We start from the raw sequence: 20,495 nt of genomic DNA, 5'->3' as shown, positions 1-20,495 counted from the left end.
CATATTTCTTTGCGATTCCCCAACAAACCTCTAAGCTTGCAGTTGTTGTGTGAGTTAGTTTAACGTTTCACTTAAAATTCAGTAGTCAATGAGCATGCTTTCCAAAAACATTATGATGGCCCTGATGGGCGCAGCCATCCTGTCGTCGTGCAGCCGTCCTGTTGCTTACTTCCAGCGCACACAGGCTGAGCGGTTCGTTACCAAAACGGAAACGGCAGCACCGGCTGCTACCGTGGCCGCTACCGAGGCTACGCCCGTTGTTGAAGCTGCTCCTGTTGCGCCAGCCGTTGCCGCTGCGCCTGCTGTAGCTGCCGAGAAAGCCGCTAAAGTAGCCGAAGCGGGTGCTGCCCTGAATCAGGTTGAAGCCTACGTTCGCAACGACAGCAAACTGGCCGCCAACAAACAACTCAGCAAGCGCATTGCCCACGCGAAAGAACTGCTGGCTACGGCTTCGACCAAGTCGACCCTGAACACCAATAGCGCATCGACCAAGAAACTGTCGCTGATGGAGCGGGCCGTGCTGAAAAAGCTCGACAAAAAAATCAAAAACCACGTAGCTCCCGAAGAAGCAAAGGCGCTGAACAAGAACCTGCGTAACGGTATCATCCTGGGCGCGATCGGTCTGATCCTGTCGCTGTTCGGTGGGGTTATCGGCATCATCGGTCTGATTCTGCTGGTAGTCGGTATCGTGCTGATCCTGCTGGGCGTACTCGAATAGGTCAGACGGCTTATTGGCGTGCGTAAGCAGGCAACATACCCAGGCGGCTGCTCCCCACGGAGCAGCCGCTTTTTTGTGCCCGGCGCCACGGGTTACTGGCACTGGCCGCGTTTAAAGCGCCATTTTCGGCTGATTATCCGTAAACTTGCACCCAATTCGACCGGATGCCTGTTGGCGACCGGCTTCTGCAATCAACGGTTTGTATGGCTGAGCTTTTTAACGTCTACCCGCTTTACGACATCGAGCCCGTTCGGGCGCTGGGTAGCTACCTCTGGGATAACAACGACACCCGCTATCTCGACCTGTACGGCGGTCATGCCGTCATTTCGGTGGGGCATACCCACCCCCGTTACGTACAGGCGCTGACCGATCAGCTGAACCGGATTTCATTCTATTCAAACTCGGTGAAGATTCCGCAGCAGCAGGAGCTGGCCGATAAACTGACGGCGCTGTCGGGCCACCCCGACTACGCCCTGTTTCTGTGTAATTCGGGGGCCGAAGCCAATGAGAATGCCCTGAAACTGGCGTCGTTTCATAACGGCCGGACAGAGGTGGTGGCGTTCCGGAAAGGATTTCACGGGCGGACGGCCGGCGCGGTGGCTGCCACCGATAACCCCGCCATCGTGGCGCCCATCAACGGCAACAGCCACGTCCGGTTTCTGCCCTACAACGATGTCGACGCGGCTCTGACGGGCATCACCGACAGCACCTGCGCCGTGATTGTCGAAGGTATTCAGGGCGTGGGGGGGATACACGTGGCTACCGATGCCTTTCTGCAGGCCCTGCGGCAGCGCTGCGACGAAACGGGAGCGGTGCTGATCCTCGACGGCGTGCAGTGCGGGTATGGCCGGTCGGGTCAGTTTTTCTCACACCAGTTCAGCGGCATCCGGGCCGATATTATTTCGATGGCCAAAGGCATGGGCAACGGCTTCCCGATCGGGGGAATCCTGATTGCCCCCCAGTTCAAGGCCAGCTACGGGCTGCTGGGTACCACGTTTGGCGGTAACCACCTGGCCTGCACGGCTGCCATTGCTGTGCTCGACATCATGCGCGACGAGGGGCTGATCGAGAATGCGACCCGTATGGGCGATTACCTGATGAGCGGGATTCGCCAGATCGGGGGCTATAGCGACCTGCGCGGCCGGGGCCTCATGATCGGTATCGAATACGGTTTTCCCGTCGAAGAACTGCGTAAAACGCTGCTCTTCAAACACCACCAGTTTACGGGCGTAGCCGGTAAAAACACCATCCGGCTGCTGCCATCGCTCGCCCTCGGCGTCGACGAAGCCGATCAGTTTCTGGAAGCGCTGGCCAGCGAAATCAGCGTACTGTCTTAATTACCACCTGCCTGTCTGGGCGTAACGCCTGTTCATACGAATGACCAATTTTCTGTCGCTTGCCGACGTAACCGACCTCGACGCCCTGATACAGTCGGGGCGGGCGGCCAAAGCCAGCCCATTTGCCGATCAGCACCTGGGTAAAAACAAAACCATTGGCCTGCTTTTCTTCAACTCCAGCCTCCGTACGCGGCTCAGCACTCAGAAAGCGGCTCAGAACCTGGGCCTGAACACCATGGTGATGAACGTGGGGCAGGACAGCTGGGGTCTGGAAATGGAAGAAGGGGTGCTGATGAACGGCGACAAGGCTGAGCACGTCCGCGAAGCCGCTGCCGTGATTGGCCGGTACTGCGACATCATCGGGATTCGGGCGTTTGCCGGGCTGCAGGATCGTGAAAAAGATTACCAGGAGCAGGTAATGCACCAGTTTGCGCGCTACGCCGGCGTGCCCATCGTGAACCTCGAGTCGGCTACGCGGCACCCGCTGCAGTCGCTGGCCGACTGTATCACGATCGATGAAGCCAAACGGGTGGCCAAACCCAAAGTGGTGCTGACCTGGCTGCCCCATTTCAAACCCCTGCCGCAGGCCGTGGCTAACTCGTTTGCCGAGTGGATGAACGCCCGGGCCGCTGCCGGCGAAATCGAGTTCGTGATGACTCACCCCGAGGGCTATGAACTGGCCCCCGAATTTGCTGGCAATGCCCCCGTGATCTACGACCGTGCTAAAGCCTTTGAAGGTGCCGATTTTATCTACGGCAAAAACTGGTCGTCATACACCCACTACGGGCAGGTGCTCACCCAGGACCCCTCGTGGGCGGTAACCATGGATGATATGCAGCGTACCAACAACGGTAAGTTTATGCACTGCCTGCCCGTACGGCGCAACCTGAAAGTATCGGATGCCGTGCTCGACAGCCCGCAGTCGCTCGTAGTGGAGCAGGCGGCCAACCGCGAATGGTCGGCGCAGGCGGTACTGAAAGAAATTTTACTTGGTCTGTAAACTGTTTTCAGTGAACGGTTTGTGGTGTGAAGTGTTCAGTTTACGGTTTTCAGTTTTCAGTGGGTTGGCGGTCTTGCGTTCTGTGTACAGGGACACTACCAGCCGTTGCTGTCTACACCAGCAACTGTATGCCATTTTCAGGATACAGTGTATGTTTTTCCGGTATACTGAAAACTGAATACTAAAACTGAATACCCGAAGCAGTATCCGGCATACTGAAAACCGTAGACTGAAGACCGTAAACTGAAAACCAAAACCTGAATACCAGGCGCAGTACTTAATGGAAGGACTTACCGTATTGAAAATTGGCGGCAACGTCATTGACAATCCCCCGGCGCTGCAGGCGTTTCTGACGGCCTTTGCCGGACTGCCGGCCAGCAAAATTCTGATTCACGGCGGGGGGAAAGTCGCCACCCAGATGGCCGACAAACTGGGCATCGAAACCACGATGGTCAATGGCCGGCGCATTACCGATCAGCCCATGCTCGATGTGGTGACGATGGTCTACGGCGGTCTGGTCAACAAACAGATCGTGGCGAAGCTGCAGGCACTGGATGTCAATGCTATTGGCCTGACCGGCGCCGACGCGAGTACGGTGCTGGCCCACAAACGGCCCGTTGGCGAGATCGACTACGGGCTGGTGGGCGATATCGACGAAGTCGACTCGGGCCAGATTCAGTTTTTTCTGCGTCAGGAATTGACGCCCGTCTTTGCACCCCTGACATACAGCCTGGCCGGTGAGCTGCTGAACACCAACGCCGATACGATGGCGTCGGCCATTGCGGTCGACCTGGTGAAACACAACACGGTAACGCTGGTCTACTGCTTCGAGAAGAAAGGCGTGCTGCGCAATCCCGACGACGACACGAGTGTCATTGCCGAGCTTACCCCGTCGCTGTACGACACCTATAAAGCCGAAGGAACGATTAACAAAGGCATGATTCCCAAGCTCGATAATGCGTTTTCGGCCCTGCGGAGTGGGGTGTCGCGCGTGATTATCTGCCACGCCGATGAGGTAGCCGACGCCCTCGCCCAGCGTGCCGGCACAACCCTGCGCCTGTGACCAATCGAACAGGCATAACAGCAAAGGCCCCGATACCACTGTGGTATCGGGGCCTTTGGTTGATGGGCTGGCCGAAAAGCCGGCGGTTTATTTCATAGCGAGCAGGGAGGCCACCCGGCGAACGCCAACAAAGCGACGCTGGTAGTAGTCGGCGCTCAGGTAATCGTAGCGAACGCCCCCGTTCCAGGCCGAATGAATGAATTTGATGCGATTGCCGACCACTTCGGTGATCAGGCCAACGTGGCCAATGCGGCTGCTGCCGGCGCTGTGCCCTTTAAACAGGATCAGATCGCCGGGCTGTGCATTCTCCCTGTCGACCGAGTGGCCAACCTGGCCCTGAGCCGCACTCGAGTGGGGTAGCGAAATACCAAAATGGCTGTAGCAGAAACGGGTAAAACCAGAGCAGTCGAAGCCGCTGCGGCTGGTGCCGCCTGACCGGTACCGAATCGACAGGTGCTGACGGGCGAAACTGATAACGTCGTTGACCAAGGGCAGCGTCTTGTAAAACGATTCGTTGGTTTCTGACGGAGAAGTAGTCGTTACGGAGGGTACGTCTTCAGATACGGTGGGTACGGCCTGGGCCTTACAAATGCTGAGCGAGACAACACAAAGTGCTGTCAGGAGCACGTTCTTCATCATACGAAAGCGGTTAAATCCGAGTCAGGTTGGATAAAAATAGGGCGTTGGGGAAAAAATGCCAAATAATTGGGTATTAAATTCCACAATCTTAATACAAAATTCATGTGCCATACTTTTTAGTCGACTGGTTTTCAGAGGCATGACTTAGTGAACGGAAGTAACCTGCGGTACACAGAAAAAGCCCGGTCTACAGCGGACCGGGCTTTTTGGCGACAGATCAGGGATCGGTGGTCAGTTGTTGGGGCGGAACCCCCGGCCGCCCCCGCCAGTGCCCCGGTTGCTCCCCCCGTTGCCCCGGCCCGGCCGGTCGAACGGAGAGGCCGGGGGCGTGACGCCGGCACCGAACCGGCGCAGGTTGTACACGAAGCTGACCATGAAATACTGCGTCAGCACCTGCGACTGTACTTCTTCCACATAGGTGTCGGTGACGTTGCGCACCACGCTCCGGTTCTGGTTGAGCAGATCGAACGCCTGGATGCGGAGTTCGCCCTGCTTTTGCTTGAACAGCTGCCGGGCCAACGCGGCATTCCAGAGCGTGAACGACTGGCTGTAGGCCGATGAACTGCCGCCGTAGTGGCTGAACTGCACGTTGCTGGTAAACGTGAACCGCAGGGGCAGCTGGTAAAACAGATCGAGCGAGGCCGTCTGGTTCAGAAAGGTGGTGTTTTGCTGGGGTTGCAGCGTGTAGCGGGCCGATTGCAGCGTGATGTCGCCCCGCAGGTTAATGTCGAGTTTGTCGTTGATGTTGGCGTTGAGCCCCGCGCCCTGCCCGATGAGCCAGTTCTGCGACAGGTTTTCCTGGCTGTTCACAAAACTGGTGCCCCGGTTATAGGTCAGGTTAGTGGTCAGGTTGAGGTTGATACGCTGTTCGCTGAACCGAATCGGACGCCCCAGCGACAGGTTTCCGTTCAGGGTATAGTAGCCGTTAGTATTGATAGGTTGGGTGGTCTGCGCGCCCGACCGATCGAAAGTGGTGGCGTTTACGATTTTGTTGTCGGTGCGGCTGCCGTTGAGCGCCACGAACAGACTGCGAAACGACGCGGGATCGAAGCGGTTGTAGTTGAGCGACAGGTTGTGGCTGTACTCAGGCTTCAGACCGGCGTTGCCAAGCCGGATGTTGAGCGGGTTGGTGTTGTCGGGAACGGGTTGCAGCTGGTTGACCGATGGGGCGTTGACCCGTGTTCGGTAGTTGAACCGCAGCCGCTGATTCTTGGCGAAATTATAGGTAAACAGCGCATTGGGCAGCAGGTTGCTGAACGACCGGCTCAGGCTGGTATCCCGGCTTAGATTGACCGAACTGAGGCTGGCCTGCTGGGCGTCGATCCCGAGGGCGTAGGTGTACTTGAGCCGGTTGGTCTGCCAGGTCAGGCCCCCCCGGTTGGTCAGGTACGTATTCACGAAGTTGTTGCTCAACTGGGTATTGGGCCGGTCATACTGCCCCGTGGCTTCGTTGGAGTCGGCCACGGCCCGATTCGAGGTGTTGCGGTTGTTGCTGAGCGTGTAGTGAAACTCGAGCGTTTGCCGGAGCGACAGCGGTTCGGTGTACGACAGGTTGATGCTGTTGCTGACCGATTGCGTCTGCTGGTCGTTGCGCTGGTTGATACGCCGGGCAAACAAACCGCTCGTGGCTGTTCCCGACGTGCCCGTGGTCGATACGCCCGTGGTAGAGATGGGGGTGTTGGGCTGGTTGAACGTATTGACCGAGCGGTTAAAGCCTTCGGTGTTCTGATTGTTGAGGCCTGCGGTCCAGTTGAGCGAGAGGGTGCGGCCCCGTTTCTGGAACTTGCGCAGCACCAGCAGGTTGTTGTTACCCGTAAAGCCCGAGCCCGTCGACCGGTAGTCGGTGCGGCTGGTATTGGTGACCGCCCCCGATCCGTTGAGCGTCTGCGACTGACTGTTGTTCTGGTAGCCCGAGCTTAGCCACGACACGTTCGGAATCAGGCGAATGGTGGTCATGGAGTCGAGCCGGTAGTCGAGCCGGAGGTTGGCGCGGTGGTTCGTATTGGTGTTGTCGGAGCCGTTGGTGCGGTTAGTAATAAAGGTGGAGTCGGCGCGGTCGGTACCGGTTGTACTCGTTGTGGGCAGGATGTTTTCGCGCCGGCTGCGCTGGCTGGTCAGGGTGTTGGTATTCGACGCGTTGTAGCTGGCCACCACATCGACTTTTTTACCCCAGCCGTCGCGGTAGTTCAGGCCGGCTGCCCATGACTGGGTAATGGCGTTGCTGCCCACCTGGCCGCCCCCGCCACCGGTACTACCCCCGCCCCCCAGCCGGATCAGGTTGCCGCCCCCGGCATTGCCGCCCTGTCCCTGGCCGGCCCCTCCGAAATTGCTGCCCAGCCCCAGATCCTGCGCACTGAAGCCCTGCTGGTTGATATTGTTGGCCATACCGAGCACCGATAGCTGCTGTCCGTCGTTGAAACGGTTGAGGCTGACGCGGGCCGAATAGCGCGGGTCGGCCCCGGGCCGCGGCCCCACGGCCACCGACTGCTGGCCAAACGACCCTTTGCGTTTGTCGCGCTTGGTGGTGATGTTGATGGTTTTCTCGCGGTCGCCATCGTCGACACCCGAAAACTGCGATTGCTCCGACGCCTGATCAAACACCTGCACCTTGTCGATGATGTCGGCGGGCAGGTTGCGGGTGGCCATCTTGGCGTCGTTGCCGAAAAAGGGTTTGCCGTCGACCAGCACCTTCCGGACTTCCTGCCCCTGGGCTTTCACGGTGCCATCGGTACCCACCTCAACACCCGGCAGCTTTTTGAGCAGATCTTCGACAATGGCGTTGGGCTGCGTTTTAAATGAGCCGGCGTTGAATTCGAGCGTATCGCCTTTTACGGCTACCGGGGCTTTTTCGCCCTGCACCGATACCTCGGTAAGTGTCTGCGACTGCGCTTTCAGCTCAAAGACACCCGCGTCGGCAGGAGTGGCTGCGTCGCCGAGGGTTACCCGCCGAGCCCGGCTGCTGTAGCCAACATAGGTGACCAGTACCCGGTACGTGCCGGGGGCTAGCCCCGTAAATACAAAACGGCCGTCGCCATCGGTGATGCCAAACGACACCAGCGACGAGTCGCGGCCTGCCAGCAGCGACACAGACGCTTCGAGCAGGGGCTGCCGCGATACCGAGTCGACGACCGAGCCGCGCAGGGTACCGGGTTTGACGGCTGAGGTCTGAGCCAGCCCGGCCAGTGAAAACAGACAGCAAAGGAGCAGATAGAACGAACGCATACCGTTGAGAAAAGAGAAAGCCCGCGCGCGTCGCAGACGGAGATAAAGATTAAGGTTGTATTGCAGAATTACATGTGGCGAGCGGTCCTGGCTGATTGTAACCCCTGATCGTTTTGTTGGCTACGCAGGGCCAAGATACCGGAGCCGATGGGCCGCGAGCCGACTGAGGCCGGAAGGTTGTTTTAATTCGGGCCGCCGGGCGACTACGAAGTCGGTCTGACTGCCCGCTTGTTAGGGTTCCCCGGTACGCTCTCCGAGCAGACGGATGCTCAACACCGCTACCGTTCGTAGGCATCGCCACTTGTTTTCATAAGCACCTTGTCAAATAATCGTCACTTGGTACATTGTTGATCATGGAAGCCTGATAATAGCCACCCAGAAAGGGCTTTCTGGTAAACGGGTTCGTCTTGATTTTTTCAAAGATGTCCTGCATGCCCGTAGAATAAGCCTTGAAATTGCCGCCAATTATGCCAGCGCAGGGCGAGTATAAAAAATCATTTATTCCACTGCCATAACCTGGTCCATCGTAAACAACTGCCGGCTTAAGCCAGAAAGTAAATAATTTCCGCGAAGCGTCTTTCTTGCGCAGAAATACATAGTCGGCGAACACATTTTCTCCTCCAAGCGGAAAACGAGTATTGGTTGCACGACCCATTTCCAGTATCACTTGTTTTTTGTGCGCGTCAACCAGCTCTTCTGAAAAAGGATCGGCGCCAATATTTAAACTGTAGGGGCGCGCTTCGTCCGGGTTTTTTACGGGTGAATCAATTAATTGCCAGCATTGATTTAGTTGTGGATTCGTAAACATATAGTAGTTTCCATTTTGCACCGTGACTATCCTGATATGGCTGACTGTCACCGGCTTGTACGGATGAGTCTTTGCGTCTTCGACCCAGTGTATTAATTCATTTTCGAATGCATACGCTGACAATACGTTCCGCTCAACCTGGCTTCTGTCGACTAAAACCCAGTCGGGATGAACCCTGTCTTCAGCAGGAAGAATGAATGCAGCGAAAAGATACCGGTTACTGGTTTCTGTCCCATTCGAGCTTTTTACTGGTTGATTGAAAAAATAATTATACGCTCTAATACTTGACGAATGCTTCTGGTCCGGATGCGTCCAGACTGATTCAATGAACCCGGTGTTCTGATTTACTATAACGTAGCGCGTAGCATCCGTAAATCTGGCCTGAGAATAACATGGTTTAGTACTGGTCAATACTACAAGTCCCCAAAAAAATAGGATGTTCTTCATTAGACAGATGCTTGATTTTTGTAAAAAAGCAACCTGCCAGCCTGTTATGATGACCGACAGGTTATTGTCCAATTTATCTGCAATTAATCAAATCGGAATGGAGCGTTTTGGGGTTCGTTGGCGCACTGGCAATGAACGCTGGTAAACAGGTGTCATGGTAGAAATTGAGTTGCTGTGTTCAAGTGTCATCGCCATGAAAAAGGAGCTGGCGTGCCAATCACACAGCAGCCAGCCCTAGTTGCGGCCGGGGAAACCGCCGTTCTGCATCATCCGCTGCCGAAAGTCGGCCATCTGCTTCTTCCGCAACTGGTCCATCTCCTCCATCGAAATGCGTTTGGCGTCGGCAGGGGGCTGCAGACTGGCCCCGTCGACCGGCTCCAGCGATACGGCCGAGGCTTTATACGACTCATCGTCCGACTCGATCTGCAGTACCACGCCCGCGGTCGGCGTCAGGTCGGCAATGGGCGAGTAGGTGAAGGGCAGATCGGTGGTATACCAGATGGTATAGGGCAATTTTTTGCGGGTCGTGGTTGCCTTGTGGCACACATAGCCGGCAATCTTCTTGGTCTTGTCGCTAAGCTGCCAGTCGACGGGTTGGGGAAACGGCTGGTCGGTGCGGTAGCGCTGCTGCGTCGAGTCGCGCCGGCTGGTCATGATGCTGATGCGCTGCCGGTTGGCAAGATCGATGTACGTTTCCTGCTCATTGGGGCGCATAAACCGGCGCTGGGGACGGTCGGGCGCGCCGGCCTGCCCATCGGGTACGGGGGCCGACGTGCCGTTTGCGTCGCGGGTTCGGCGGAACGCCATATTCTGCGGCCGGTCGCGCTCTTCCTTCGCAAACGAGCCAGAAAACAGGAGTTTCTGGGTAAACGACACGACCTCGGGCATACCGTCGGGGGCGTCGACGCTGCCGGGGCGCACCTCCTGGCCGTTAATCACCATTCGGACCTGCGACATATCGATTCGGCGCAGGCCATCGTATTGTATTTTACCCGACAGGGTCGACGCGCTGGTCGACTGGGCTGAAACGGCCCCACTGGCAACCAGACCAGTCAGGCACAGAAGTAGTGTAAATCGGATCATGCGGGAAAGAGGGCGTTTGGCCCGTAAAAGTTGCGTAATTTTCCCCCAATCCAACGCTGATTCCGGGCGAAAGCCGCCAAACAATAGCCTAATGACCCATTTGCCCGTACGAATGCCCAAGCCGCCCCGGCGTATTGTGTCGGTAGTGCCGTCTCAGACCGAACTGCTGTTTACGCTGGGACTCGATGCCGAGGTGGTGGGGCTGACCAAATTCTGTATCCATCCGGCCGACCGGGTACGCACCAAAACTGTGGTTGGCGGCACCAAAACCCTGGATCTGGCCCGTATCGATGCCCTGCAGCCCGATCTGATTCTGGCCAACAAGGAAGAAAATACCCGCGCACAGATTGAGGAGTTGCAGGAACGGTATCCGGTTCATGTAACCGACATGATTACCCTGCCCGACGCGCTGGCCATGATCCGGACGGTAGGGGCGCTGGTGGGGCGGGCCGATGCGGCCCATGCACTCGCCGGGCAGCTGGCACGCGATCTGGTGCCGCCGGTGGTAACGGCTCTGCGGGTGGCGTATCTGATCTGGCGACGGCCTTACATGGCAGCCGCCAGCCAGACCTTTATCGACGCCATGCTGCACGCAGCCGGCTTTCAGAATGCCTTTGCCGACCGCGAGCGCTACCCGGTGCTGACCGCCGACGAGTTAACGGCGGCCCGGCCCGATCTTGTCTTTCTGTCGTCGGAACCGTATCCGTTTGCCAGCCGGCACCGGGCCGAACTGGCCGCGTGCTGCCCGGACGCGCGTGTGCTGCTGGTCGATGGCGAGCTGTTTTCGTGGTACGGCAGCCGGCTCCTGCACGCAGCCCCTTATTTTCACCGTCTTCACCAGCAACTGGCCAACTGATGCATACCGATACACTCTCGATCGCTTCGGCAAACATGGTTCTGTTTGCGGCCCGGCAGAAAGGCATCGACGATGGGCTGGTGCTGGAACAGGTAGGGCTGCAGGCCGACCAGCTGGGTAACCCCGACGGGCGGCTCACGATCGGGCAGATGCAGCACATCTGGCAGCTCATTGCCGAACAGACCGATGCTGCCCGGCTGGCCCTCGAACTGGGCGACCTGATTAATCCGGTGGCGGTGGGGGCGCTGGCCTATGTCATGATGCACTGCCCCACGCTGGGCGACGCCATGCAGCAGTTGTGTCGCTATCAGGCTATTGTTTGCCAGGGTACCCGCACGACGCTCACCCGGCAGGGCGATCATATGGCCATGACCGTGGCCATCACCAGTAGCAGCATTCGTTTCCCGAACTATATCTACAACGCCGAACTGTCGGTCTGTCTGGCGGCTTTCCGGGCGCTGACGGGTCAGCCCTTGCCGCTGCTGGGCGTTGAGCTGGCTTACCCGCAACCTGCCGATACGGGGGGCCTGCACCGGACGTTCGGAAACGTTCCCCTCGTGTTCGATGCGCCCGAAACCAGGCTGCTGTTTCCGGCATCGGCGCTGACCCTGTCGGTCATCAACGCCAGTGCCGAACTGATGACCCTGTTTGAAAGCCGTGCTACGCAGCTGCTCAGCCAGCTCGACAGCCCTCCGCTGGCCAGCCGCGTGCGCACCGAAATTATAGCGCTCATGAAGGGCGAAGAGCCCACCCTGGCCGCCGTGGCCGACCGGCTCGCTCTGGGCGTCCGCACGTTGCAGGGACACTTGCGGAGCGAGGGCCTGACCTACCAGACCCTGCTCGACGAGGTACGCAAAGAAATGGCGGTGCAGCACCTGCGCCAGGCGCACCTCAGTGCCACCGACATTGCCTACCTGCTGGGCTATGCCGAACCCAGCGTATTTTACCGCTCGTTTAAAAAATGGACGGGCCAGACGCCGGGCGCTTTCCGGCAGCAGGCGCTGGCCGCCTAAACCGGCGACTGGCGGTTGCCGACCCAGCCTTCGCTGGTGTGTTTGAAGCTGTCGGGGTATTTCAGGCCGTAGCCCAGCATTCGGTCCAGGGTGGTGTGGGCCAGCAGGATAACTCCCGCCAGCAGCAGTGGCTGACTCGCCAGCACCAGCCCCGCCAGCCCCACGACTAGGGCGGTGGCTTTATGGTGGACCAAATTATACAGCACGGCCCCGACCCGCGTGTCGACAAGATAACCGACCATGCTCAGGTCGGGCAGCAGGAGCAGGGCCGGAAACCACCACCAGGCGAAGGGGAGTCGGCTAAACAGGTATATACTGGCCGAAAAGAGCGCGGCTTCTTCTAGCTTGAGGAGTGTTTTCATGGCGTTGTTGGGGAACTGGTCAGTCGAGGGCGGGTACGAACGGGCGCCCGAGCTGAGTTTGCGAAAACCAGGCAAGGGTGTCGGTCAGGGCCTGCCGCATGGGCGTGGGCTGGAAGTCGGGCAGCGCGGCCCGGGTCAGGCTGTCGTCGAGCAACACCGTGTTGCGGTACAGGTAGCGCATTTCGGCTACTTCGCCCATCATCGGGTCGACCAGCCCCATTACTGGAAATAGCCAGCCGGGGTAGACCAGCAGCCGAGGGCTACGCCCGGTTAGTTGGGCAATCGCCCCGAACCAGCTCCGCATCGACGGAACGGTGGTGCCGCCATAGTGCCAGACCTGCGTGGCGGGTTGGTTGGCCGCGTCGGTTTGCCAGTCGCGGTCCATCAGCCGGACCGTCACCTCGGCCGCGTCGACTGTGTACACCGCCTGGTGGGGCCGGTCGGCATCGATGAGCCAGGGCATCGGCTTACCCGCCAGGGCCGCCATAAAAATGGGCTTGATACCCGCGTTGAGTACGTTGGGACCCCAGAAATCGGGTAGCCGCACGGTCAGCAGGCGGCAGCGCCCGGCCTCGGCGGCCCGGGTCATTGTGGCCTCCAGCTCGACCCGCAGCTGCCCCTTGCGGGTGATGGGGGCGGGTGGGGTGTCGGGCCGGATAGGACCGTCGGGCAGCCCGAAATTGTAGATATTACCCGGGAACACGATGGTGGCCGGTGCGCCGGGCCGCCGGCTGGCCGCATCGATCACGTGCTGCGTAGCGCGGGCCATGTTGCCTGTCCACTGGTGGTAGGGGTAGTTCACGGCGTGCACGATAAAGTCGGCGCTGGCGGCTGCATCGGCCACGCGGGCCGCGTCCTGCACATCGCCGTCCAGAATAGTCAGCCCCGGCGTGCCGGCAAAGAGCGCCTGTGCTTTGGCCCGGTTTCGAACGAGCAGGGTTACGGGCCACTGTCGCTTCAGCAGCGCCTGGGTAATGGCGTAACCGATGCTGCCGGTAGCGCCCAGAACGAGGGTATGGGGAGGAGTAAACATGCGGGGTTGCGGGTAACGAGTTGATGGCAACAAAGGTCGGCGGGGGGGCTGGCGTGGCTGGTGACCAGGTACGCAAATCGACTGACCAATTGCGAAAAAGCGCGGCCTGTCTTGTCGCCAGCCCGCAGTCGCCTATCTTCACCCTGATTTATCGTTTTCACCCCCGTGCATGAAAGACCTGCAGCGACTCTATGCCCTCTGTAAAAAATCGAATTCGACGTTTCTGATCGTACTGCTCCGCTATGTGTACTACCGGCTGAAGGGCCGCACTATTTTTGCGCACCAGCGGGCCATTATCGTCAATCCGGATCACATCACTACGCAGGGACCGCTGAAAGTAGGGCTCGATTATGCCGGCTTTGCCCACCAGCACGACGTGACCTACCTCAACGTGGATGGGCAGCTGATCTGCCAGGGGCCCGTATCCATCGGGCGTGGCTGCCGGCTGGCCGTGGGGGCACAGGCCCGCATCGAACTGGGCGAGCGGGTGTTTATCAACGCGCTCACCAACTTCATCATCATGCACACGCTGCGCATTGGCCGCGACTGCAACATTTCGTGGGAGTGCCAGTTTCTGGATGACGATTTTCACGAGATCGACTACGAAGGCCGCAAGACCCAGACGGTAACGGGTATCACCCTGGGCGATCGGGTCTGGGTCGGGTCGCGGGTGTCGGTCTATAAGGGAACCGTGATTCCGGATGGCTGCGTCATTGCGTCGAATTCGGTGGTGAAGGGCGTTTTCGACGAGCCGAACACCCTGATTGCGGGTAACCCCGCCAAAGTAATCAAGCGTAATGTAGTCTGGTAGTTCGTCTGTACCTATACCCGTAGCCGATGCACCTTATTTCCAAAATTCTGATTCTGCTCGTTGCCCTGGAACACGTCTATATCCTGTGGCTCGAGATGTTTGCCTGGACCACGCGCGGCCCGAAGGTGTTTCGGACCATTCCGCCCGAGCTGTTTGCGCCCACCAAATCCATGATGGCCAACCAGGGACTCTACAACGGTTTTCTGGCGGCTGGCCTGGTCTGGTCGCTGCTCATCGACGACCCTATCTGGGCACCCAACGTGGCCTTCTTCTTCCTGGGCTGTGTGATCGTAGCCGGCGTATACGGCGCCCTGACGGCGCAGCGCACCATTTTCGTTACCCAGGCACTGCCGGCCATCATCGCCTTTCTGGTGGTGTGGGTCGTGCGGTAGACAGGGCCGTAAGTGCATAAACGGGGGACATCCGATACGCCAGCTGGCGCCGAATGTCCCCCGTTTGTGTATGAATAAGCCGTGGTCGTTAGCTGACCTGCACAACCCGGGCCATATCGTCCCAGAAACTGGGGTACGACTTAGCCACTACGCCCGGCTCTTCGATCGTGATGGGCTGGAGCATCGCCACCGGCGCAAAGGCCATGGCCATGCGGTGATCATCGTAGGTATCGATGGGGGCGGTGGTCGGCTGGCCCGGCGTTACCGTCCGGACTTCGTAGCGGTGGTTGGGCTCGACTTCAACCAGTTCGGCGCCCAGCTTCTGCAGTTCGGCCTGCAGGGCGGCCACGCGGTCGGTTTCCTTGATTTTGAGGCTTTCGATACCCGTCAGGGTCAGTCGCACCTGCTTCATGGCTGCGCAAACGGCTACCGTCTGCGCCAGATCGGGGCAGTTGGTGAAGTCCCAGTGCAGGGTGGGTTCGGTCGGGCGCTTGGTGAGCCGGACGCCTGTTTCGGTAAACTGGCTTTCGACGCCTAGCGGCCGCATGATGTCGACAATGGCGCTGTCGCCCTGGAGCGATTTGGCTTTCAAACCCAATAGTTCCAGTTCGGTGGTGGGGTCGGTGGCCAGGGCCGCTACGCTGTACCAGTAGCTGGCGCCCGACCAGTCGGATTCGATGGCGTAGGGCTGTGGGGTGTACGGCTGCGGCTCTACCCGAATCTGACCCGCTTCCCAGTCGGTGCTGACCAAGGCGCCGAAGTGCCGCATCTGCTCGATGGTCATCTCGATGTACGGCCGCGACCCGACCGGGCCGGTTAGCTGAACGGTCAGGCCCTGGGGCAGGCGGGGCGCAATCATCAGCAGCGCCGACACGTACTGACTGCTTACGTCGCCCCGCATACTGACCGTACTGACCCCCGAGGGCGTGAAGCCGTTGAGCTGCAGTGGGGGGTAGCCTTCCTGGTTGAGGCAGGTAATGTCGGCACCGAGGCTGCGCAGCGCATCGACCAGCAGGCCGATAGGGCGCTCGCACATGCGGGGGGTGCCGGTCATGGTTTTTTGCTGACCCGTTACGGTAAAGTAGGCCGTCAGGAAGCGCATGGTCGTTCCCGCGTCGAGCACGTCGGCCACGGGCGAATCGACTTTCAGCAACCGGATCATGGTCTGGGTATCGCGGGCTGTGGCCAGGTTGGTCAGGTCGCAGCGAAAGCCGGTGAGGGCGTCGATAATGAGGGCGCGGTTGCTTTCGGATTTCGACGAAGCAAGCGGGATGGTGGCCCGGACGGGGCTAAGAGGTTGGGAGAGTCGAACGGCAGTCATTGGCGCAAAGATACGCCCCCGCCCGGCGATCGGCCAACTCAGTAGGTCCGTAATAGCTTCAGCCGGTGGTTTTTGTTGATGCGGATGTGCGGATTGCTGAGCCAGTGAAACAGCAGGCCGCTGCCGATAAAGGCGCCCGTCACGGGCAGTACGTTGCCATTGAGCTGCCCATTGTTGACCAGATCGGCGATCAGATACACCCCGCCGGCGAGCGGAAAAATGGTGCCGGCCGCCGTCACGAACGGAATCCGCCGATGCAACAGTACGGTCTGTACCTCGTCGAACCGAAACGTAACGGGCTCATCGCGGTTCATGACCTCGTTGGCCATCAGAATCGTGAACGTACTGTCGCTGACGGCATAAAGCTGTTCGCGGTACCTGACGCCCCGGGCCTTGAAATGCAGCTCATCGCCCTCGAAAAACCGGTAGCGCCGGAACCCGCCGAAGGTGTGGTTTACATCGAGCGCCAGGTAGCGCGAAGGCCGCGCCTGAGCCGCGTAGGCCGTGCCCTTGCGCTGGAGCAGCTGCTCAACCGTAAGCACTTCCTGCGGCTGGGCGAGGGCGGTGGTGACCAGACCAATGACGAGGGCGAGGGGGGCAAACAGGTGCATAGGTGGCGGGGAATAAGCGTGATACTGTATAGCCTAAACGCAAACCACCGTTTTTGTTTCTTAAAAAAGCATTAATGCCGGCGGGGCCGGAAGGGGTTCGGGCCGGTCAGCAGGCTCCTGAGGGTATAGTAAAAGCCCAGAAACCAAAGCGTTATCAGGATCGGATCGATCAGCCACAGCCCCTGCAGCAGGACGGGCTTGTGCTGCTGAATGAACAGAAGCAGCCGTTGCCAGTACATACCGGCCATACCGGTCAGGAATAGACTGCTGCCCAGGTACCAGCGCGCCCGATGGGCATAGCGTCGATGGGCTGCCAGGTGGGCGGAGTCGTCTGGCTGGTGCGGAGGTTCTGGGGCCATAGTCGTATTGGTTTATGAATACCGTAACGCTAATAAGCAGGACCATTCTAGCTGTTCGGCTCTTCATTTCATTCACAAGCAGAGAACATAGGCTTGTGAACGGAACCGTGTATCTTGCCTTTTTCGCCCCAACCCATGAGACAAGCCGATTTACTGAACGATATTAACCAGCGGTATCACTGGGCAACGTATCCAAACCGCAAGCCCAGCTATTCCAGGCGACATCGCCATCGGCGGGGCATGATGATTTTCCGTGTGCGAACAAAAGGCCCTAACCGGGCAAAGGCAGCGGGCTGGTTGCTCCGCCGGGAGATGAGCCGAATGATCGGCCCGGGTTCGCGTATTCAGTCCTTACTCATGGAGATTGCCACCGGGCCGAATACCCCATTACTCATGCGGGAAAAAATAGTCATGTCTACCGCGTTGGGCGGCAATTCGCCCATTGAGCAGCGGTGGGGCCAGGTGGAGGAATATACCAGAACCGAACTGGGAAGGAGACTGGAGGTGTCGGTTATTCTGCTGCTCGCTCCCAGGCGTACCCCATCCAAACCATTTACAACTTGGCGGTGGTGATAACCGCTATCGTCCGCTGGCATGGATCGCCCGCCTGGCAAACGGTCCTTTGCTTACCGTTCTACAGGGGTTTGTATGCAAATTCAGGTAACTCATATACAAACCAGACGCCAGGCATCAACGCCAGTAGGGCGCGATAGTATATTTAAATGATTAATTAATCATTTCTATTCGCCAAACCCATTATAGTCCGTATCATGTACAAGATTCTGTTTAGTTTTCTATTCGTAGGCGCGTCCTTAACGGCTCACGCGCAAGGCGCTACGGGCCAGATGAGTCCCGACGTGTTGCAGGCTGGCGAAATGAGCCACGTACCAGTCAGAGGCCCCAATCAGCTGGTCGCTGATCGGGGCTTCACTCTAGCCATCAATAAGCCAATCGTTCTGGGTGGTGCTGCCGCCGGCTCAAATACCAGTCTAACCTTGAAAAGTAACGAACTGGTCATGGAACGATCGGTGTCTACCATGCTGGGCGACTTACCCCATACCGATACCCAGGTGGTGTGGTCGATTCCGTTTTCCGGTTCTGCTCAGGAGCTCGACTTCCAGCCGGACGGCGATCTGGTTATACGCGATGCCAGCAAAAAGGTGCTGTGGGCTGCCAACGTATCGGGAGGCAGCAACAAGCGGCTCATGATAGATGTATCGGGTAAACTGGCGATTCTGGATAAAGACGGGCATAAACTCTGGGAAAAGTAACCCGCGCAGGCATAAACCGGGTGGTACCCAACTGCCGGTGACGATACACAAGCCGCTTGCCAACTGGCCATCCAATTCGTTTCCAGCTTTCCGGCGGTGCAAAAGAAACGGTCCTGAATGGGTTTGATGAGACGATCTTATCGAGTCCGTTCGGGACCGTTTTCATCCGGGCCATAGCTACGCATACCGTTTTCCTGGCTTCAGCGTGCTAATGGGGTGACCTTCACGACATAGCTGGACAGCTGGCGTGTGTAGGTCGACGATAGGTCCTTTGGCACGGACTTGTCTGGATGCTACGGCTATCTTCCCCTGTCAGGGCATCCCAATACCCAAGCAGGGGGTGTTGGGGCAGGGTAGTTCACGGCTTTGGCAGCTGTGCCTCAACAAACGCTTTGTCCTTACGTTCAACTACGTCCAACAAGTCTGGTATAAACGTGCTGAATGTCGGGTACTTTTTTCTGTTCTTCTCGTATGTCCTTATGCTGCTTTCCAGTAGAGGCAGAAAAATAAAGTGCTCCTGGTTGGTATGGTACTTTCTCAGTAATTCGGCGCGCTGTTTATCATGCTGCCGTTCGGCCACGCGTATTTCCCCCAGCCTTACCAGACTCTCAATGATATACACCTGCCAGCTTGCTACGCCTTTGGAAGCCATTACTTTTTTCAACGTATCGGTGAACAGCGTGTCGGATCGGGTAATCCTGGCGCTGAATTTATCTACGTTATTATTGACAAATGAGTGACCGAATTCGTGGATGGTTAATGCTTCCGCGCGGGGCTTGTAGTCGAAACCGAAAAGCTTCTGTTTTTCGACTACATCGGCTGCGCTCACTTTGACATACGGACTCATAATCTCATAGACGATGTCGCCTTTGGGGAGCGTAACGGTTGCGCCAAGGCCGCGGCCTTCGTTGTCTTCGATCGGCCACATCATCATTGGGCTTACAAGCACAACATACCCAAGTTTTTTCTGGCCATAAAACTGTTCCATGGCAGTGGTCATATTGTCGTTGACATATTGGGCTACCTCGTTACTGGCTCCTTTGTAAAAACGCTGGTGTTTTTCAAAAAAAGCGCCCACGTTTTTGGTTCGATAAAAGTTATTTAACTCCTCTATGTATCGTTTGATGAGCGTATTGACCTCGGCTTGTCGCTGCTCATTTAAGCTGGTACTCCTGAGCGTGTACGCGGCACGATACCCCTTATTGGGGAACTCGTTATGATACAGTAAGGGAGCCATCAGGGCATCGTTACCGAGACCGTAACTCATCAGGGTATCGTTCAACAAGGCCGTTTTCAAGGCTATATCGTCGCTTTCCAGGTGTTTCAGCTCGTCGATCGCAGCGTTGACGATGGGTTGGTAAGTAGCGCATTCCCTGCGCTTAAATGCTTCCCAGTCTTTGTTTTTTGTTCTATAGTCGACCGACAGTAATTCGGCGAGGAAGTAGGTTTCTATATTCTTGCTGTACGTTATTTTCAGCTTACCAGATCCCGGCTGCGCCAGCGTAGAAACAGTGAACGAAAGAACTAATAATAACAGGCAGAGTAGTCTGGTAATCATGATGTTGTTGCTTGATTGGGGGGAGTAAAAAAAAGAGCTATTTATTGGTTCCTGCCATCCGTTTGAGGAGTCTATACACGAGATTAGCAGGCATAGCGACGTACATGGATGCCCGTTTCGTTGTTGGGTTTTGCAACGCGTTGATTTGCGACTTTGTGGTAAGATGCCGTTCGTAGCAATAACGTTGCGCAGGAAACTATAAACAGCGGTATTGATTGAAATAATACAATACTTTTTTGTCCAGAATAATCGGCCTGATGTTACCCGTATTATAAGGTATTGCCCTGATAATAATTGTATAAAATATGACTATGGTCGGCCCCCGCATGCCCGCCCCTGCGTGGCTACTATCCTGGTAAAGTGCAATGGACAGGACTTTCGTCTTCGCTCACTGGTGGTCTATACAGAGCCACGCATGTAGTTACAGAGGCTCTGCCAGAAGGCGGAGTTAGCTGGTTGGCGCGTGGGGGGCTGCGCCATAGTTGCGCAGGTTTATGCCGGAGATAAACAGGAGAGTTGAGTCAGCCGGTATTTCAGGAGTGAAGAAGCTGCTAAGCAACTAGTTGGTCCGTTTGAGGAGCCACTATATAG

General features: G+C 57.6%; 20 protein-coding genes. 10 read left to right on the top strand and 10 right to left on the bottom strand.

Annotated elements, in window-relative coordinates:
• The first annotated feature begins 88 nt into the window (after nt 1-88).
• The 4 genes from ACYVAC_RS01370 (at nt 89) to argB (ending at nt 4,118) form a co-directional block, all read left to right on the top strand.
• Nucleotides 89-718: a hypothetical protein gene (locus ACYVAC_RS01370; RefSeq protein ID WP_461095750.1), complete on the top strand. Its 630-nt coding sequence runs from the start codon at nt 89-91 to the stop codon at nt 716-718.
• Nucleotides 719-921: 203 nt separating this feature from the next.
• Complete coding sequence (locus tag ACYVAC_RS01365) at nt 922-2,055, top strand: aspartate aminotransferase family protein (protein ID WP_461095749.1); 1,134 nt, start codon at nt 922-924, stop codon at nt 2,053-2,055.
• Between the two features lie 40 nt (nt 2,056-2,095).
• Nucleotides 2,096-3,055: an N-acetylornithine carbamoyltransferase gene (locus tag ACYVAC_RS01360; protein WP_461095748.1), complete on the top strand. Its 960-nt coding sequence runs from the start codon at nt 2,096-2,098 to the stop codon at nt 3,053-3,055.
• A 280-nt stretch (nt 3,056-3,335) separates the two neighbouring features.
• The gene (gene argB, locus ACYVAC_RS01355) at nt 3,336-4,118 is read left to right on the top strand and encodes an acetylglutamate kinase (protein ID WP_461095747.1); all 783 of its coding nucleotides are present in this window, start codon (nt 3,336-3,338) and stop codon (nt 4,116-4,118) included.
• Nucleotides 4,119-4,205: 87 nt separating this feature from the next.
• On the opposite strand, the gene ACYVAC_RS01350 is transcribed toward argB, so the two are convergent.
• The 4 genes from ACYVAC_RS01350 to ACYVAC_RS01335 form a co-directional block, all read right to left on the bottom strand.
• A complete protein-coding gene (locus ACYVAC_RS01350) occupies nt 4,206-4,757 on the bottom strand; it encodes a C40 family peptidase (RefSeq protein ID WP_461095746.1) in 552 nt (183 codons plus the stop codon).
• Nucleotides 4,758-4,988: 231 nt separating this feature from the next.
• Nucleotides 4,989-7,979: an outer membrane beta-barrel protein gene (locus tag ACYVAC_RS01345; protein ID WP_461095745.1), complete on the bottom strand. Its 2,991-nt coding sequence runs from the start codon at nt 7,977-7,979 to the stop codon at nt 4,989-4,991.
• Between the two features lie 307 nt (nt 7,980-8,286).
• Complete coding sequence (locus tag ACYVAC_RS01340) at nt 8,287-9,234, bottom strand: hypothetical protein (protein ID WP_461095744.1); 948 nt, start codon at nt 9,232-9,234, stop codon at nt 8,287-8,289.
• A gap of 234 nt (nt 9,235-9,468) precedes the next feature.
• The gene (locus ACYVAC_RS01335; protein ID WP_461095743.1) at nt 9,469-10,317 is read right to left on the bottom strand and encodes a GLPGLI family protein; all 849 of its coding nucleotides are present in this window, start codon (nt 10,315-10,317) and stop codon (nt 9,469-9,471) included.
• A gap of 112 nt (nt 10,318-10,429) precedes the next feature.
• Here ACYVAC_RS01335 and ACYVAC_RS01330 point away from each other — a divergent pair, with 112 nt between their 5' ends.
• Together ACYVAC_RS01330 and ACYVAC_RS01325 are read left to right on the top strand one after the other, a co-directional pair.
• Nucleotides 10,430-11,173: a helical backbone metal receptor gene (locus ACYVAC_RS01330; protein WP_461095742.1), complete on the top strand. Its 744-nt coding sequence runs from the start codon at nt 10,430-10,432 to the stop codon at nt 11,171-11,173.
• Entirely contained in the window at nt 11,173-12,186 is a 1,014-nt protein-coding gene (locus ACYVAC_RS01325) for an AraC family transcriptional regulator (protein WP_461095741.1), read from the top strand. Before ACYVAC_RS01330 ends, ACYVAC_RS01325 begins: the two co-directional genes overlap by 1 nt.
• On the opposite strand, the gene ACYVAC_RS01320 is transcribed toward ACYVAC_RS01325, so the two are convergent.
• Both ACYVAC_RS01320 and ACYVAC_RS01315 read right to left on the bottom strand, forming a co-directional pair.
• Nucleotides 12,183-12,548: a DUF4260 domain-containing protein gene (locus ACYVAC_RS01320; protein ID WP_461095740.1), complete on the bottom strand. Its 366-nt coding sequence runs from the start codon at nt 12,546-12,548 to the stop codon at nt 12,183-12,185. The genes ACYVAC_RS01325 and ACYVAC_RS01320 overlap by 4 nt on opposite strands.
• A gap of 19 nt (nt 12,549-12,567) precedes the next feature.
• Nucleotides 12,568-13,581 carry an NAD(P)H-binding protein gene (locus tag ACYVAC_RS01315; protein ID WP_461095739.1) on the bottom strand — a complete coding sequence of 338 codons (1,014 nt, stop codon included), beginning with the start codon at nt 13,579-13,581 and terminating at the stop codon, nt 12,568-12,570.
• Between the two features lie 169 nt (nt 13,582-13,750).
• On the opposite strand from ACYVAC_RS01315, the gene ACYVAC_RS01310 reads away from it, so the two are divergent.
• Together ACYVAC_RS01310 and ACYVAC_RS01305 are read left to right on the top strand one after the other, a co-directional pair.
• Nucleotides 13,751-14,392, top strand: a complete 642-nt coding sequence (locus ACYVAC_RS01310; RefSeq protein ID WP_461095738.1) for an acyltransferase — start codon at nt 13,751-13,753, stop codon at nt 14,390-14,392.
• Nucleotides 14,393-14,418: 26 nt separating this feature from the next.
• Nucleotides 14,419-14,784 (top strand): DUF1304 domain-containing protein, encoded by a 366-nt coding sequence (locus ACYVAC_RS01305; protein WP_461095737.1) that lies wholly within the window; start codon nt 14,419-14,421, stop codon nt 14,782-14,784.
• Between the two features lie 88 nt (nt 14,785-14,872).
• On the opposite strand, the gene ACYVAC_RS01300 is transcribed toward ACYVAC_RS01305, so the two are convergent.
• The 3 genes from ACYVAC_RS01300 to ACYVAC_RS01290 all read right to left on the bottom strand — a co-directional run bounded on the left by ACYVAC_RS01300 (nt 14,873) and on the right by ACYVAC_RS01290 (nt 17,075).
• On the bottom strand, nt 14,873-16,105 hold the full coding sequence (locus tag ACYVAC_RS01300) for a 3-phosphoshikimate 1-carboxyvinyltransferase (protein ID WP_461095736.1): 1,233 nt from the start codon (nt 16,103-16,105) through the stop codon (nt 14,873-14,875).
• Nucleotides 16,106-16,143: 38 nt separating this feature from the next.
• Nucleotides 16,144-16,716, bottom strand: coding sequence for a hypothetical protein (locus tag ACYVAC_RS01295; RefSeq protein ID WP_461095735.1), 573 nt, complete (start codon nt 16,714-16,716; stop codon nt 16,144-16,146).
• Between the two features lie 71 nt (nt 16,717-16,787).
• Nucleotides 16,788-17,075 carry a hypothetical protein gene (locus ACYVAC_RS01290; protein WP_461095734.1) on the bottom strand — a complete coding sequence of 96 codons (288 nt, stop codon included), beginning with the start codon at nt 17,073-17,075 and terminating at the stop codon, nt 16,788-16,790.
• Nucleotides 17,076-17,210: 135 nt separating this feature from the next.
• On the opposite strand from ACYVAC_RS01290, the gene ACYVAC_RS01285 reads away from it, so the two are divergent.
• Together ACYVAC_RS01285 and ACYVAC_RS01280 are read left to right on the top strand one after the other, a co-directional pair.
• The gene (locus ACYVAC_RS01285) at nt 17,211-17,648 is read left to right on the top strand and encodes a hypothetical protein (protein WP_461095733.1); all 438 of its coding nucleotides are present in this window, start codon (nt 17,211-17,213) and stop codon (nt 17,646-17,648) included.
• A gap of 197 nt (nt 17,649-17,845) precedes the next feature.
• On the top strand, nt 17,846-18,346 hold the full coding sequence (locus tag ACYVAC_RS01280) for a hypothetical protein (RefSeq protein WP_461095732.1): 501 nt from the start codon (nt 17,846-17,848) through the stop codon (nt 18,344-18,346).
• A gap of 358 nt (nt 18,347-18,704) precedes the next feature.
• Here ACYVAC_RS01280 and ACYVAC_RS01275 read toward each other — a convergent pair whose 3' ends face one another.
• Nucleotides 18,705-19,904 carry a DUF4932 domain-containing protein gene (locus ACYVAC_RS01275; protein ID WP_461095731.1) on the bottom strand — a complete coding sequence of 400 codons (1,200 nt, stop codon included), beginning with the start codon at nt 19,902-19,904 and terminating at the stop codon, nt 18,705-18,707.
• Nucleotides 19,905-20,495 lie beyond the last annotated feature (591 nt).

The organism is Spirosoma luteolum (assembly GCF_054778875.1).
Note: the sequence above shows the minus strand (reverse complement) of the source record. Positions and strands in the feature narration are given on the sequence as shown.

Bases quoted from the DNA above. Each gene is read 5' to 3' on its own strand.
- ACYVAC_RS01370 (WP_461095750.1), top strand. From the start codon at position 89: ATGAGCATGCTTTCCAAAAACATTATGATGGCCCTGATGGGCGCAGCC.
- ACYVAC_RS01365 (WP_461095749.1), top strand. From the start codon at position 922: ATGGCTGAGCTTTTTAACGTCTACCCGCTTTACGACATCGAGCCCGTT.
- ACYVAC_RS01360 (WP_461095748.1), top strand. From the start codon at position 2,096: ATGACCAATTTTCTGTCGCTTGCCGACGTAACCGACCTCGACGCCCTG.
- argB (WP_461095747.1), top strand. From the start codon at position 3,336: ATGGAAGGACTTACCGTATTGAAAATTGGCGGCAACGTCATTGACAAT.
- ACYVAC_RS01350 (WP_461095746.1), bottom strand. From the start codon at position 4,757: ATGATGAAGAACGTGCTCCTGACAGCACTTTGTGTTGTCTCGCTCAGC.
- ACYVAC_RS01345 (WP_461095745.1), bottom strand. From the start codon at position 7,979: ATGCGTTCGTTCTATCTGCTCCTTTGCTGTCTGTTTTCACTGGCCGGG.
- ACYVAC_RS01340 (WP_461095744.1), bottom strand. From the start codon at position 9,234: ATGAAGAACATCCTATTTTTTTGGGGACTTGTAGTATTGACCAGTACT.
- ACYVAC_RS01335 (WP_461095743.1), bottom strand. From the start codon at position 10,317: ATGATCCGATTTACACTACTTCTGTGCCTGACTGGTCTGGTTGCCAGT.
- ACYVAC_RS01330 (WP_461095742.1), top strand. From the start codon at position 10,430: ATGCCCAAGCCGCCCCGGCGTATTGTGTCGGTAGTGCCGTCTCAGACC.
- ACYVAC_RS01325 (WP_461095741.1), top strand. From the start codon at position 11,173: ATGCATACCGATACACTCTCGATCGCTTCGGCAAACATGGTTCTGTTT.
- ACYVAC_RS01320 (WP_461095740.1), bottom strand. From the start codon at position 12,548: ATGAAAACACTCCTCAAGCTAGAAGAAGCCGCGCTCTTTTCGGCCAGT.
- ACYVAC_RS01315 (WP_461095739.1), bottom strand. From the start codon at position 13,581: ATGTTTACTCCTCCCCATACCCTCGTTCTGGGCGCTACCGGCAGCATC.
- ACYVAC_RS01310 (WP_461095738.1), top strand. From the start codon at position 13,751: ATGAAAGACCTGCAGCGACTCTATGCCCTCTGTAAAAAATCGAATTCG.
- ACYVAC_RS01305 (WP_461095737.1), top strand. From the start codon at position 14,419: ATGCACCTTATTTCCAAAATTCTGATTCTGCTCGTTGCCCTGGAACAC.
- ACYVAC_RS01300 (WP_461095736.1), bottom strand. From the start codon at position 16,105: ATGACTGCCGTTCGACTCTCCCAACCTCTTAGCCCCGTCCGGGCCACC.
- ACYVAC_RS01295 (WP_461095735.1), bottom strand. From the start codon at position 16,716: ATGCACCTGTTTGCCCCCCTCGCCCTCGTCATTGGTCTGGTCACCACC.
- ACYVAC_RS01290 (WP_461095734.1), bottom strand. From the start codon at position 17,075: ATGGCCCCAGAACCTCCGCACCAGCCAGACGACTCCGCCCACCTGGCA.
- ACYVAC_RS01285 (WP_461095733.1), top strand. From the start codon at position 17,211: ATGAGACAAGCCGATTTACTGAACGATATTAACCAGCGGTATCACTGG.
- ACYVAC_RS01280 (WP_461095732.1), top strand. From the start codon at position 17,846: ATGTACAAGATTCTGTTTAGTTTTCTATTCGTAGGCGCGTCCTTAACG.
- ACYVAC_RS01275 (WP_461095731.1), bottom strand. From the start codon at position 19,904: ATGATTACCAGACTACTCTGCCTGTTATTATTAGTTCTTTCGTTCACT.